10 protein-coding genes (1 of these 10 cut by a window edge) are annotated in these 14146 nt (G+C 69.9%); 6 read left to right on the top strand and 4 right to left on the bottom strand.

The features are described 5' to 3' along the window. The first annotated feature begins 82 nt into the window (after positions 1-82). On the top strand, positions 83-388 hold the full coding sequence (locus D7X99_RS03240; protein ID WP_121776436.1) for a hypothetical protein: 306 nt from the start codon (positions 83-85) through the stop codon (positions 386-388). A gap of 3 nt (positions 389-391) precedes the next feature. On the opposite strand, the gene D7X99_RS03235 is transcribed toward D7X99_RS03240, so the two are convergent. Then, positions 392-1366, bottom strand: coding sequence for an NADP-dependent oxidoreductase (locus D7X99_RS03235; RefSeq protein ID WP_121776435.1), 975 nt, complete (start codon positions 1364-1366; stop codon positions 392-394). A gap of 134 nt (positions 1367-1500) precedes the next feature. Next, positions 1501-4497, bottom strand: a complete 2997-nt coding sequence (locus D7X99_RS03230) for a DEAD/DEAH box helicase (RefSeq protein ID WP_121776434.1) — start codon at positions 4495-4497, stop codon at positions 1501-1503. Between the two features lie 310 nt (positions 4498-4807). On the opposite strand from D7X99_RS03230, the gene D7X99_RS03225 reads away from it, so the two are divergent. The 5 genes from D7X99_RS03225 to D7X99_RS03205 all read left to right on the top strand — a co-directional run bounded on the left by D7X99_RS03225 (position 4808) and on the right by D7X99_RS03205 (position 10764). Further along, positions 4808-5608 carry a hypothetical protein gene (locus tag D7X99_RS03225; protein WP_121776433.1) on the top strand — a complete coding sequence of 267 codons (801 nt, stop codon included), beginning with the start codon at positions 4808-4810 and terminating at the stop codon, positions 5606-5608. A gap of 82 nt (positions 5609-5690) precedes the next feature. Continuing rightward, positions 5691-7073, top strand: coding sequence for a di-heme oxidoredictase family protein (locus D7X99_RS03220; protein WP_121776432.1), 1383 nt, complete (start codon positions 5691-5693; stop codon positions 7071-7073). Between the two features lie 130 nt (positions 7074-7203). Continuing rightward, the gene (locus D7X99_RS03215; protein WP_121776431.1) at positions 7204-8652 is read left to right on the top strand and encodes a UbiA family prenyltransferase; all 1449 of its coding nucleotides are present in this window, start codon (positions 7204-7206) and stop codon (positions 8650-8652) included. Positions 8653-8665: 13 nt separating this feature from the next. Next, positions 8666-10030 (top strand): FAD-binding oxidoreductase, encoded by a 1365-nt coding sequence (locus D7X99_RS03210; RefSeq protein ID WP_121776430.1) that lies wholly within the window; start codon positions 8666-8668, stop codon positions 10028-10030. Then, on the top strand, positions 10027-10764 hold the full coding sequence (locus tag D7X99_RS03205; RefSeq protein ID WP_120576174.1) for an SDR family oxidoreductase: 738 nt from the start codon (positions 10027-10029) through the stop codon (positions 10762-10764). The genes D7X99_RS03210 and D7X99_RS03205 overlap by 4 nt, the downstream gene beginning before the upstream one ends. On the opposite strand, the gene D7X99_RS03200 is transcribed toward D7X99_RS03205, so the two are convergent. Beyond that, entirely contained in the window at positions 10761-11684 is a 924-nt protein-coding gene (locus D7X99_RS03200) for a hypothetical protein (protein WP_121776429.1), read from the bottom strand. The genes D7X99_RS03205 and D7X99_RS03200 overlap by 4 nt on opposite strands. Positions 11685-11745: 61 nt before the next feature. Continuing rightward, a protein-coding gene (locus tag D7X99_RS03195) for a non-ribosomal peptide synthetase (protein ID WP_121776428.1) crosses the window boundary here: on the bottom strand, positions 11746-14146 show its 3' portion. Its footprint extends 26957 nt past the window's final position; only the last 2401 of its 29358 coding nucleotides appear in the window; its start codon lies off the right edge, out of view — the gene reads right to left on this strand; it ends in the stop codon at positions 11746-11748.

The following is a 14146-nucleotide window of genomic DNA, read 5'->3' as shown; positions in this document are numbered from 1 at the left end:
AACTTGAAGTGGCTTCACACCCTGCCGCGGTGTTTGTCTTTCACCCGGGCGGCCAGGGTTCTTCGCGGCTATCCTTGCCGCCATGACGGGACCGCAAGCGAAGACCTGTGCGACGTGCGGACGCGTCATCGCCGCGCACGCCGTGTACTACCGCTTCAGTCTGGTGTTGGAAGGGGAGCAGGACCTGCTCGACCCTTCGGATGACCTGGAAGGCAATCCCGCGGAGGCGCTCGCGGAGATGGTCCGCCGCCTGGATGAAGGCTCCGCGGACCCCGGTGAACTGGAGGCACAGGTGCACTGGGAGCGCACCGGGGTCGTCTGCTCGGAATGCCGCGCCGTGGCAATGCGGATGCTCAACATCGCCACGGGCGACTCTGGACCGCATTGAGCGTCACTGGATGCGCATCGCGTACTTGCCCAGGTGGTGCTTGAGCACCTCCTGCTGGGCCTTCGCGGCTTCCTCCAATGCGTAGAGACGGCCAATCTCCAGATGGAACGGCCCCGCTTCAATCAACTCATTGAGCCGCTTCATCACCTGGGGGTTGGGGATGCCGTCGTAGGCCTTGGTTTCGACGCCCTCCGGCCCCTTGGGCGCCGGCTCCACGCCGTTCGGGAAGGCGATGCGGCCTCCCTTGCGGATGTTGCGGAGCAGGGGCTCGGCGGCGTCTCCCCGGGCCAGCACCAGCGCCGCGTCGAAGCCGTCTGGCGCGAAGTCGCGGCAGACCTTCTCCAGGTCTTCCTGATGCCCCTCCGCGACCGCGTCCGCTCCCAGCCTCCGTGCCAGTTCCACTCCATCCTGCCCGGACGCGACCGCCAGCACCTTCGCGCCCAGCCTCTTCGCGAGCTGCAGTGCGATGTGTCCAATGCCTCCGCTGGCACCGAAGATGAGCAGCTTCTGCCCTGACTTGAGCTGGAGGTGCTCCTCCAGGCCCAGGAGCCCGGTGAGTCCGTCCGCGGCGAGCACCGCCGCTTGCTCCACCTTCAACCCCTTGGGCACCTTCGCCGCCTGGTTTTCCTTCACGGCGACGTATTCCGCGTAGAAGCCTCCCTTGTTGCTCATGAACGCGGAGCCGTAGACCTGGTCGCCGACCTTGAAATTCTTCACGTTCTTGCCCGCCGCGATGACTTCTCCCGCGCCGTCGGCTCCGGGCACGTAGGGGAATTTCGGGCCGCCTGGGATCATCTCGGCCATCTGACCCTCGCGCTCCATCCAATCCCAGGCACCGATTCCCGCCACCGCGACGCGTACGAGCACTTCATCGTCGCCACAGGTGGGAACGGAGATGGTCTTGATGCCCAGGACCTCCGGGCCGCCGAAGCGGTCGAGCGCCGCGGCCCTCATCTTGTCGGGAATGGATGCTGGCATGCTGTAACTCCCTCTCGGTGGATGCTTGTCCTCCGAGACGATGCGCATGCTTCGCTCGACGTTCAGCGTCACTGGTCCCACGCAGGCACGGCGGGGGAGCGGACTGCCGCCTTCCACCCCGCCGCGGAATGCCCTCAGTTCAAAAGCTGCATGAGGTCCGCTCGCGTGAGCGCGGCGCCTCCCGTGGCGCCTCCGAGCGCGGCCTCGAAGAGGGCTCGCTTCTTCTCCTGCAGCAGGAGGATCTTCTCCTCCACCGTCCCCTGGGACACCATCCGGTAGATCATCACCGGCCGCTGCTGCCCGATGCGGTGCGCCCGGTCCGCCGCCTGCGCCTCCACCGACGGGTTCCACCACGGATCCACCAGGAAGACGTGGTCCGCCGCCGTCAGGTTGAGCCCCGTCGCTCCCGCCTTCAACGAGATGAGCATCACGGGCGCTCCCTTCTCATCCTGGAAGGAGGACGCCACCGCGCCCCGGTTCGCCGTGCTTCCGTCCAGGCGGATGAAGCCGATGTCCGCCTCCTTCAGCGCGGGCTCGATGAGGTCCAACATCGACGTCCACTGCGAGAAGACCAACGCCTTGTGCCCGTCCGCCACCGCCGTGCCGAGCGCCTCCACCAACGCCTGCACCTTCGAGGACGTCCTCGCCTGCTGCCCCGGAACCAGCGCCGGATGACAGGCCGCCTGCCTCAACCGCAGCAGCGCCTCCAGTGCCTTCAACACGCTGCCGCCCTCCTCGAGCTGCGACACCACCTCTTCGCGCGTCGCGGCGTGGACCGCGTCGTAGACGGCGCGCTCCTGCTCGGTGAGGGTAACGTGCCGCACGGCCTCCGTGCGCGGTGGCAACTCAGGCGCCACGTCGCGCTTGAGCCTGCGCAGCACGAAGGGGCGGATGCGCGCGCGCAGGGCCTCCGCGGCGCCCTTTTGATTCTCAGACACCGGCCGGGACCAGCGCTCCTCGAAGGTCTTGCGCCCGCCCAGCAGGCCCCGGTTGGTGAAGTGCATCAGGCTCCACAGCTCCTCGAGCCGGTTCTCGATGGGCGTGCCGCTGAGCGCGATGCGGAAGCCCGCGTCCAGTTCGTACGCCGCTCGCGCCACCTGGCTGTCTGGATTCTTGATGGCCTGCGCCTCGTCCAGCACCACCGTGTCCCAGGTCTTCGCCGCCAGGATGGCCGCGTCCAGGCGCAACAGTGCATACGTGGTGAGCGTCACGTCCGCGGACTCGTCCAGGGTGCGGCCCACGCCGTGATAGACAGACACCTTCAGCGACGGTCGGAAGCGCTTCACCTCCGCTTCCCAGTTGGGCAGCACGCTCGTGGGCGCCACCACCAGGGTTCCCCGGCCCAACGTGCAGATGGTCTGCAGCGTCTTGCCCAGACCCATGTCATCCGCCAGCACGCCTCCCAGGCCCGCCTGCCTCAGGAAGGTGAGCCAGCTCACGCCCTGCAACTGGTACGGACGCAGCGTCGCGGTGAGGTCCTTCGGAAGCTGGGGCTCGGGGAGCTTCTCAAAGCCTTGCACCAGGGGCGCGAGCCGCTCCGTGACGGGTGGGGCGGGGTGCTCCAATGCCTCGCACAGGCCGGTGAGCTGGGGGATGGCGTGGTTCGCGAGCCGGCCGTCCTTCTCGCGCGCGGACAGCAGGTCCGTCACTCGCTGGCCGTGGGCCTTCAGCCAGCCCGTGGGCAGGGGCGCCCAGCCTCCTCCCTCCAGCGGCACCAGCCCCAGGCCTTCCTCCCAGGCCCGCATCACCGCGCCCGCGTCCACGGTGCGCTTCTCTCCGGGGCCCAGGCCCTCCACGTGGAAGTCGAGCGAGAAGCCCACTCGAGGCACGCCCGCGTCGGTGGCGGCCGTGTCCAACGTGAGCATCGGCCTGAGCTTCACGTCCGGGCTGACCACGCCCGCGGCGTTCCCGGTGAGGCCTCCGCGCCACTTGCGCAGCTTGTCCGCGAGCTGCACGGCTTCCTTGCCGTGGACCGTCACGCGCCGGCCCGGCGCCATGTTCAGCTCGTCCCTCAGCTGGTGGATGAGCTTCGTCTCCGTGGGCTCGTCGCGCACCGGCGCGGCGCCCTGGAGGTACATCAGCTTCCCGTTGTCGATGCGCGCGGTGGGCGGTGAGCCGTACACCAGCGTGGGCAGCACCGAGAGCCCCGTGTCGAGCTTGTCCAACTCCAGCGAGATGCGCGGCTTGAGCGTCCGGTCGATGGGCGGCAGCCGCCGGCTCTTCACGTCCACCGGCATGCGCCTGGCGAAGTCCGGCAGCACCTTGCTCGTCAGGTCCGCCAGCTGCTCCGGGGCGAAGACGCGCTCCTGGGGCAGGTTCTCCAGCCGCGCTCCGGTGAGTGACAACTCCCCCAACCGGCAGAGCGCGCCCGCGCACAGCGCGACGCCGGGGCTCACCAGCTCGTTGATGCGCGGATCCTTCTCCACCTTGAGCACGGTCTGCTCGCCCCGGTCCTCGACGGTGACTCGCGGGAGGAGCGGCTCGTTGGAGACGGACACGAGCGCGCCGTCGAAGAGGACGGTGCGCGCCTTCTCCAGCACGTGCAACAGGGCATCCAGCTTGCTCTGCGGCAGCGCACCCCGGGTCGCCTGCGCGAGCAGCTTGTCCGCGAGCAGGTCGCATGGATCCACGTGGATGCGCGCGGCCTCCACGGGGTTCTGGAGCAGGGACGCGAGGCTCCGGGCCAGCAGCCTCGCGGTGTTGTCCGGCCGGACCACCAGCCGCTCCAACTGGAGGCCTCCGTCCGCGCGCTTGAAGCGGTACACCAACCGTTCTGTCTTCGGCGGGGTGCCGGGACGCGGCGCCGCGGCGGCAGGGCCCGGGCGGGCAGGGGATGCCGCCGCCGTGGCCTTCCTTCCTTCCGCCTGTCGCAGGACGATGGCCGCGGCGATGACGTGCTCGCAGGGGTCCACCTTCCCCCGGCAGTCGCACTCCCAGATTTCATCCTCGGGGTAGAGGGTCGTGGTGAGCGGGGTGGGGCGGCCGGGGATGCGGACCCGCAGGACGACCTCTTCCTCGTCCACGGATTGCACCGACACGACCCCCGCGCGAGACAGGGCCTGTCCGGCGGACCACGTGGCCGGGCCTGACTCCTCCCGGATGGCTTCGAGCAGTTCCGCGAGCGCCGACATACGAGGGGCGATTCCCTAGCCCCGTGCCGCGCCTGGCGCAAGCCACCGGGCGCGTGGCTGTGACACTGAGGGACACAGGCTGCCGCGCTCCTGTAACTGGCGGCGCTACAGCGGCCACGACATCCGTGTCATCCGCAACGAGGCCTTCCGAGGAAAGCCCCAAAATCTTGGGATGTGGCGTGGCAGGTGCAAGGCGTCCTGTCCGGAACGCGCGTCGGTGCTTCCTTGGCTTCCGCCTGCTGGACCCTCCGCGTCTCCGTCCGTTGTGAGTGAAGCAGACAGTGTCCCCCACACAGTCGAGGTCCCACACATGCACCTGAAGATGACGAGTCGCCTCCTGGCGGCTGCGTTCCTGAGCCTGGTGGCTGGTTGCCAGGGTGAGCCGACGCAGTCCCCGGAAGGTTCGCAGTCCGCGGAGCTGTCCGCCAAGGCGGATTGCGTGCAGCGGTTCGACGGCATCACCACCTGCGCCAAGGGCAACGCGTCCCTGGCCGCCACCGAGAAGGGCGTGCAGGTCAACGGGCTGAAGAGCCTCAAGACGGACGGCGTCTCCAGCACGTTCAACGAAGCCATCACCTGGTCGCAGGACGCGCAGATTCGCATTGGCAGCGCCTCGGGCGGCCTCGCCCTGGCCGCGCGGGATGGTGACCAGGTGGTCAGCACCCTGCGCATCACCCCCGGGAATGACCGCCAGGTGTCCGTGGAGCCGGGCTTCACCGGTTCGTCCTCCGGTGCGTTCCGGATGAACGTCTACAACAATGGCCGCCTCGTTGGGTCGAGCCCCCAGCCGCAGGCCATGATCATCACCTTCTACAGCTGGTGGGCCTTCCTCGACTGGTACTACTGGCACTGGGGCTTCTTCTCCTACCGCACCACCTCCACGGGCGGGAATGTGGGCATGGACGGCGCCTGCGGCTGGCGTCTGAACGTGGCCAACACGACCTTCAGCGTCAAGCTCGCTGACGGGAAGGAAGTCGTCGGCGACACGGTGGAGTTCATCGAGGAGATTGGCGACGGTGCCTACCCGTACCGCCACTTCTCCGGCATCGACGTGAACGCCAGCGCCACGGGCTTCCTCGTGACGGGCGAGTCCTTCGGCCAGGAGAAGTAAGCTGTTCCTCCACCGGGCGGGGACGCCTCGTTCCCGCCCGGTGGTTTGTCTGCCTGTGTCTTCCCATCGAGGAGTCGTGACGATGCGCGTGCCCTGGTCTCTCGCTGGCATCTCCGCTGGAGCGCTGCTCATCGGCGCCGCCTGGGCCACCGTCGTCCGCCGCCCCGAACCCCTGGTGCTGGGCGCGCTGCCCCCCGTCGTCCTGCCGCACGTGGAGCAAGCAGGCGGTGCCACCACGGTGACGGACACCGGCCGCAATGCCTTCGGGCGCGCGCCCATGAACATGCCGCGCTCGCGCTGGCCGGACTTCTACGCGGGCAAGGGCGTCTTCGACCGCGACTGGAGCGACTCGCGCCTGCGTCCCGCCGTGGCGGGGCCCTTCTTCAGCGCCACCGGCTGCATGACCTGCCACGTGAAGGACGGCCGGGGCCAGCCGCCCTCGAGCCCCACGGAGGCGCCCGTCTCGCTGGCGTTCCAGCTGAGCGCGCCCGACGGCGCCGGTCCCCACCCGCTGTACGGCATGCAGCTGGACGCGCACGCCGTGGAGGGCCAGGTCGCGGAGGGCCACGTCCGCGTCGACTTCGAGGAGACGCTCGGCACCTTCGCCACCGGTGAGCCGTACTCGCTGGTGCGCCCGCGCTACCAGTTCCAGGGGCTGGTGCACGGCCCCCTGGGCGACGGCGCCATGGTCTCCGCCCGCGTGTCGCCCGTGAACTTCGGCCTGGGCCTGCTGGAGGCGCTGCCCGAGGCCGACATCGTGGCCCGCGCCGACCCCGAGGACCGCGACCAGGACGGCATCTCCGGCCGGGTCAACCGGGTGCTCGACGTGGAGACGGGCGAGACGCGCCTGGGCCGCTTCGGGTGGAAGGCCAATCAGCCCACGCTGCGCCAGCAGGTGGCGCATGCGCTCGTCGCGGACATGGGCGTCACCACGACGCTCTACCGCCAGGAGCAGGGCCGGGACGCCCCGGGTGAACCGGAGGTGTCCCAGGACGACATGGACCTGCTGATGATCTACATGCGCCTCATCGCCGTGCCCAAGCGGCGCGACTGGGAGGCGCCGGAGGTCCAGCGGGGCCACGCCGTCTTCCGCGCCATCGGCTGCGCGACGTGCCACGTGGACACGCCCCAGGAGACGGGGCCGGTGGAGGGCTTCGACGAGGTCTCCCGCCAGGTCATCTACCCCTACACGGACCTGCTGCTGCACGACCTGGGCGAGGGCCTGGCGGACGGGCGTCCGGACGGTCTGGCCACGGGCAGCGAGTGGCGCACGCCGCCCCTGTGGGGCATCGGGTTGGTGGAGGCCGTCAACCGGCACACCCGCTTCCTGCATGACGGCCGGGCTCGCTCCCTGGAGGAGGCCGTCCTCTGGCATGGAGGGGAGGCGGCCCCCGCGCAGGCGCGCTACGTGCGGCTGCCACGCGAGGACCGGGCCGCGCTGCTCGCCTTCCTGAAGTCGCTCTGAGGCACGGGCGGGACGCCCTCCCGTCCGGACGGCGGCCAGGAGGTCCGCCGCCTGGAGGGACTTCGGCCTGGGTGGGAGCACGGAACAGTGGGACACCCGGGGCCCTTGGAGTACCCTGCGCGCCCCCTTCATGCAGCCTCAGCCTCCCATTCTCGATGATGCCCCCGACGTCCCGCTCGCGGTCGACCTGGACGGGACGCTGGTGCGCACGGACACGCTGCACGAGAACCTGCTCGTGCTGCTCAAGAACGCGCCGTGGCTGCTGCTGCTGGTGCCGTTGTGGGTGCTCCGGGGCAAGGCCTTCTTCAAGGCGGAGGTGGCCCGCCGCGCGCGGCTGGACGTCACCTCGCTGCCGTACAACGCGGACGTGGTGGCCTTCCTTCGCGAGGAGCACGCCCGGGGGCGGCGGCTGGTGCTGGCCACGGCCGCGGACCGGAGCATCGCCGACGCGGTGGCCGCCCACCTGGGCCTCTTCCACACGGTGGTCGCCAGTGAAGCCGGGGTGAACCTGTCCGGCGCGCGGAAGCTGGAGCGGCTGCGCGAATTGCTGGGCCCCTTCGACTACGCGGGCAACGACGCGGTGGACCTGCACCTGTGGCGCGAGTGCCGACGGATCATCGTGGTGCATGCGCCAGCGGGCGTGTTGCGCCAGGCCCAGGGGTTGGGCCGTCCCGTGCACCGCGTCTTCGAGGCCCCGCCGGGCGGGGTGCGCACCTGGGTGAAGGCGCTGCGGGTGCATCAGTGGGCGAAGAACGCGCTCGTCTTCGTGCCGCTGCTGGCGGCGCACAAGGCCACCCAGGGCGGCATGGCCCCGCGCGCGGTGCTGGCGTTCTTCGCCTTCAGCCTCTGCGCCTCCAGCGTGTACATCATCAACGACCTGCTGGACCTGGCGTCGGACCGGCGGCACCCGTCCAAGTCGCGGCGGCCCTTCGCGTCCGGGGCCCTGCCGGTGCGCGCGGGCGTCGTGATGGCGCCGCTGCTGCTGGTGGGCGCCGCGGCGCTGGCGCTGGCGACGCTGCCCCTGTCGTTCTCCGCGCTGCTGGCCGCCTACTTCGTGCTCACGCTCGCGTATTCACTGCGGCTCAAGCAGGTGGTGATGCTGGACGTGCTGGTGCTGGCGGGCCTCTACACGGTGCGCATCTTCGGCGGCGCGCTGGCGGTGGGCGTGCCCACGTCGAGCTGGCTGCTCATGTTCAGCACCTTCCTCTTCCTGTCGCTGGCCCTGCTCAAGCGGCTGAGCGAGGTGCGGCGGCTGCGCCAGTCCAACGAGACGTCCGCCCACGGGCGCGGCTACCTGGCGCAGGACTACGAGCAGCTCGCGAGCCTGGGCGCGGCGGCGGGCCAGGTGTCGGTGATGGTGCTGGCCCTCTACATCACCAGCAAGGAAGTCACGGCGCTGTATGCCCACCCGGAGCGGCTGTGGCTGCTGTGCCCGGTGATGCTGTACTGGGTGGGGCGCATCTGGTTGCTGGCGCACCGGGGGCTCGTGAACGAGGACCCGCTCGTCTTCGCGCTGCGGGACCGCGTCAGCTATGTCGTCGGCGTGGCCGCCGCGCTGGTGCTGTGGGTGGCGACGTGACGGGAGCATGGCGATGAGCACGTCGGATTCGTGGGGTCGTTTCCCCCGCGTGGAGCAGCAGGCGCGCGGGCTGACGTGGCGCTCGGACGCGCTGCCCCAGGTGGAGGGCTCCGTCCTGCCGCATGGCCTGGGCCGCAGCTACGGCGACTCCTGCCTCAATGGCGGGGGCACGGTGCTGCTCACCGCGGGCCTGGACCGGCTCATCGACTTCGACCCGACGACGGGCGTGGTGCGCTGCGAGTCAGGCGTGTCGTTGGACACGCTGCTGCGGCTGGCCGTGCCGCGCGGCTGGTTCCTGCCGGTGACGCCGGGCACGAAGTTCGTCACGGTGGGCGGCGCCATCGCCAACGACGTGCACGGCAAGAACCACCACCGGGCCGGAACGTTCGGCCGGCACGTGCGCCGCTTCGAGCTGGTGCGCTCGGACGGCAGCCGGCGGATGTGCGCGCCCGACGAGAACCCGGACTGGTTCGGCGCGACGATTGGCGGCCTGGGGCTCACGGGGCTCGTCACCTGGGCGGAGGTGCAGCTCAAGCCCATCCGCAACCCCTTCGTGGTGCAGGAGACCGTCCCGTTCGAGAACCTGGACGGCTTCATCCGCGTGTCCGCGGAGTCCGAGGCGGACCACGACTTCACCATGTCGTGGGTGGACTGCCTGGCGCGCGGGCGCAAGCTGGGGCGCGGCCTGTTCTACCGGGGCAACTTCGCGCCCACGCAGTTCGAGCGGCTGCCCCTGGCGAAGAGCCACCTGTCGCATGGCAGCGGGCTCGCGGTGCCCATCGACCTGCCGGGCTTCTGCCTCAACCGGCTGTCGGTGTCCGCGTTCAACTTCCTGTACTACCACCGGGAGCGGATGAAGCCGTCTCCCCGGCTCGTGCACTACGATCCGTTCTTCTACCCGCTCGACAGCGTGTACGGCTGGAACCGCATCTACGGCCGCCGGGGCTTCCTCCAGTTCCAGTGCGTGGTGCCCCACGCCACCGCGCGCGATGCGCTGAGGGAGCTGCTGGAGCGCAGCGCCCGGGGTGGGTTGCCCAGCTTCCTGTCCGTGCTCAAGACGTTCGGCGACCTGCCGTCGCCCGGGTGGCTGTCCTTCCCGCGCCCTGGCTACACGCTGGCCCTGGACTTCGCCAACCAGGGTGAGAAGACGTGGAAGCTGGTGGAGTCGCTGGACCGCGTGACGCGCGAGGCGGGCGGGGCGGTGTACCCGGCCAAGGACGCGCGCATGAGTCCGGAGAGCTTCGCCGCGTACTTCCCCAAGCGCGAGCAGTTCTCCGCGTACGTCGATCCCGCGTTCTCGTCCTCCTTCTGGCGCCGGGTGAACCCGGTGTCCTTGCCCTTGCCCTCGCTGGAAGACCGTCAGGTCGCCATCCCATGAAGAAAGTCATTGTCCTCGGCGCCACGAGCGCCATTGCCCAGGCCACGGTGCGGCTGCTCTCCGCGCGCGGGGCGTCGCTGTACCTGGTGGGCCGCAACGCCGCGAACCTGGAGGCGGTGGCCAAGGACGCGGCCACGCGCGGCGCGCAGAAGGTGGAGTTCCGCGCGCTGGACTTGAACGACTGCGAAGCGCACGCGAGCCTCGTGGAGAGAGCGTGGCAGGCCCTGGGCGGATTGGACGGGGTCGTGCTGGCGCATGGCGTGCTGGGAGACCAGGAGGAGAGCCAGCGCTCGTGGGCGGCGGCGGAGGTGGTGCTGCGCACGAACTTCCTCTCCGCCGCGTCGCTGCTGACGGAGCTGGCCAACCGCTTCGAGGCGCAGAAGGCCGGCACGCTGGTGGTGATTTCGTCGGTGGCGGGAGACCGTGGCCGGCAGAGCAACTACGTGTACGGCGCGTCCAAGGGCGCGCTGACCGTGTTCCTCCAGGGCCTGCGCAACCGGCTGGCGAAGTCCGGCGTGGCGGTGGTGACGGTGAAGCCCGGCTTCGTGGACACGCCGATGACGGCCCACGTGCCGAAGAACAAGCTCTTCGCGTCGCCGGAGCAGGTGGCCCGCGGCCTCTTGAAGGCCGCGGACGGGCGCAAGAACGAGGTCTACGTGCCCGGCTTCTGGGCGCTCATCATGCTCATCATCAAGAGCATCCCGGAGCCCGTGTTCAAGCGGCTGAAGCTCTAGGCTTCCGCCGAGGCCCGCGCGGGCAGCCGGTGGAGCGGGGCGCAGTGGGGCGCGTGCGTCTGGAGGAACTGGCGCATCCGCTCCGCGCGTTCCGGGTCGTTCCGCTGGGTGGCCGCGGCCCGGAGTGCCCAGGCGCAGAGCAGGCGGACCACGATGAGAGGAGACTCCTCCTGGTGGTGCTCCAGCAGCCGCAGGCCCTCCGGCGTTGACTGGCCCGTGACGACTTCCGCGGAGTGGATGAGGACGTCGTAGAAGACGCGGCCCAGCTTGGCTCCGGGAACGGCGGGGTTGATGTCGGCCAGGGCGAGGGCCTCGCGGGCGAGCCTCAGGGTCTGCTCAGGGTCGTCCTTGCAGATCAGCTGGAGGAGCGCGTCGCTGCTTCGCTCCATGGCCTGGAGCAGGGGCGCCTTGCTCCGCCAGTCCACCGCGTTCAACTCGTGGCGGGCCAGGGCGTCCTGCCCATAGAGGATCCTCCCCAGGGCCCGTCTCTGCGCCCGGAAGACGTCCACGTCGGGGAAAGGGCTGCTCGGAGGAAGGAGCTCATCCGTGAGCCGGAACCAGGCCTCCGCGTCCGGGTGCTGGAGTGCCTCGGCCTCCCGCCTGCGCGCCTTGCGAACCTGGTACTGCCGCCAGGCCAGGCTCCCGCCCACGAGCACGAAGAAGAGGATGAGGAAGGGGAGCAACTGCTGGCCCAGCCCCGGAGGAACCTGGGGTTTGGGGGTGGGCCATTCGCCGTCTCCGGTGATGGGCGAGGGGTGGGTGAAGAAGGCATGGAAGCCGTACCAGAGCGGCAGCAGGACGGCCCAGATGAGCAGGAGCTTCCGGAACGGATGGCGACCCAGCCATCCCAGGACGGGCACCTTGCGGAGCTGCTTATCGGCGACTCCGCGGAGATAGCGATTGTTCTCTTCGCGCGACATGCGCGCACCGTAACCCCTTCCACTCCGTGCCTGAAAGACAGACACGGAGTGGAGGTTGTCTTCAACTGCCGGTGGCGTCGTTGGACGTAACGGCGGCCAGGGCGGAGCGCAGGTGCTCGACGACAGACCCGAGGTGCGGGTCCTGCATCAGCTCGTGGTGGCCACCGGCGACGTCGTGTACCTCCAGCCCGCCACGCACCAGGGGCTCCCAGCCGCGGTGACGCGGAATCGCTTCGGCGACGCCACTGGCGCTGAGCAGCAGGGCGGTGCCGTCGTACGGCTTTGGCGCGTACTTCTCATGGGCGAAGAGGTTGGCCCGGAAGACGTTGAAGAGGGCTCGCAGCTGGGCAAGGCCGGAGTGAGCGTCGAGGATGCGCGCCCGGAGTCCTTCCTGCAGCAGGTGGTCCAGCATCACGTCGTCGCCATGTGCCAGGGCTTCGTCCGGGACGGAGAGCTCCTGACCGAAGGCCGTGGCGGTGGCATGAGCGAAGGCGAGCCTTGCGCGCGTCTCGGAGTCGAGCTGCGTCTCCGTCTGCGCGGGCTTCGTCAGGCCGTGGACGTGGGCGTCGATGAGGGCGAGCAGGTCCACGGCTTCACCGGCCTCGCGCAGCCTGCGGGCCATCTCGTAGGCGATGACGCCGCCGAGCGACCAGCCTCCCAGTTGGTAGGGGCCGTGAGGCTGCACGGTGCGGATGGCTTCGATGTAGAGGGTGGCCATCTCCTCGATGGACTCGGCGACGGGCCGTCCGTCGAGTCCGCGCGACTGGAGGCCGAAGACGGGCAGAGAGGGCCCCAGACGGCGCGCCAGCTCCGAGTACGCGAGGACGTTGCCGCCACCGGGGTGGACGAGGAAGAGGGGCCGCTTTCCAGGCTCTCCGCGCTCCAGTGGAACGAGGGGCGTCCAGTCCTGTGAGTCGTCGCGGAGCACCTGGGCGAGCTGCTCGATGGTGGGCTGCTGGAAGAGGACGGAGAGGGGAATCGACTTGCCCAGGCGCTCTCGCACGGCGGCGACCATGCGCACGGCGAGCAGGGAGTGGCCGCCCAACTCGAAGAAGCTGGAGCGGACGCCGACGGAGGGGACGCCGAGGAGGTCCTCCCAGATGCGAGCGAGCTGCATTTCGAGCGCGTCGCGAGGCGCGACGAAGTCCCGGGCCTCGATGGCGTGGGCGTCGGGCTCGGGCAGGGCCTTGCGGTCCACCTTGCCGTTGGCATTGAGGGGCAGGGCGTCCAGCACCACGACGGCCGACGGCACCATGTACTCGGGCAGCCGCTGCTTGAGGCCTGCCTTGAGTGAGTCCGCGTCCAGCGGGTGGCCTTCGCTCGCGGTGACGTAGGCGACAAGGCGCTTGTCCGCGTCCGCGCCCCGAGCCACGACGATGGCCTCGTTGACGCCGGTGGAGGAGCGGAGGGCGGCTTCGACTTCGCCCAGCTCGATGCGGAAGCCACGCACCTTCACCTGGAAGTCGACGCGGCCCAGGAAGTCGATGGTGCCGTTCTCCCTCCAACGGGCCTGGTCGCCCGTGCGGTAGAGGCGCTCACCCTGAGTGGACGCGAAGGGATGGGGCACGAAGCGCTCCGCGGTCAGCTCGGGACAATTCAGGTAGCCCCAGGCGAGGCCCTGGCCTCCGACGTACACCTCACCCGCGACGCCCACGGGCACCGGGTGCAGGTGCGCGTCGAGCACGTAGACGGTGGAGTTGGAGAGCGGCCGGCCAATGGGGATGGCGCCTTCCAAGCGCGTGCCGTGCTGCATGGCGAAGGTGGTGGAGAAGGTGGTGTTCTCCGTGGGGCCGTAGCCGTTGATGAAGGTGGTGCCTTCCGAAAGACGCGCGAGGTGTTCGCGCACACGGGCGGCGGGCAGCACGTCGCCACCGGCGAGGACCTGACGCACGCCCGCGAGCGCTTCACCCTGGTGCAGGGCCATCTGCTCGAAGAGGGCGGCGGTGAGCCAGAGCGACGTCACGCGGTGGTGGCGCAGTTGCGCGGCCAGTTCCTCCAGGGACAGGGAGTGCGGCGGAGCGAGGACGAGCTTCGCGCCGTGCAGCAGCGCGCCCCAGATTTCGAGCGTGGACGCGTCGAAGGCAACAGGGGCGGCCTGGAGCCAGACTTCATCCGGTCCGAAGCGCATGAAGGTGCTGCCGAGCACGAGGCGCGTGATGCCCCGGTGGGGCACGCAGACGCCCTTGGGACGGCCCGTGGAGCCCGAGGTGAACATGACGTAGGCGAGAGACTCGCCATCCACGGAGATGTCGAGCGCATGCGTGGGCCATGCGGCGATGACGTCCTGCTGCGCGTCCAGCCAGACGCGGGTGCCAGAAGCGGGCAGGAGCGAAGCGAAGGGCTGGTGCGTGACCACCACTCCGACGTCCGCGTCCTCCAGCAGCATCGCGATGCGTTCCACGGGGGCATTGCGGTCCACGGGGACGAAGGCCGCGCCCACCTTGAGGATGGCGAGGAGCGCC

This window comes from Corallococcus sp. AB032C (genome assembly GCF_003668935.1).
Taxonomy (GTDB): Bacteria; Myxococcota; Myxococcia; order Myxococcales; family Myxococcaceae; genus Corallococcus; species Corallococcus exiguus.
Note: the sequence above shows the minus strand (reverse complement) of the source record. Positions and strands in the feature narration are given on the sequence as shown.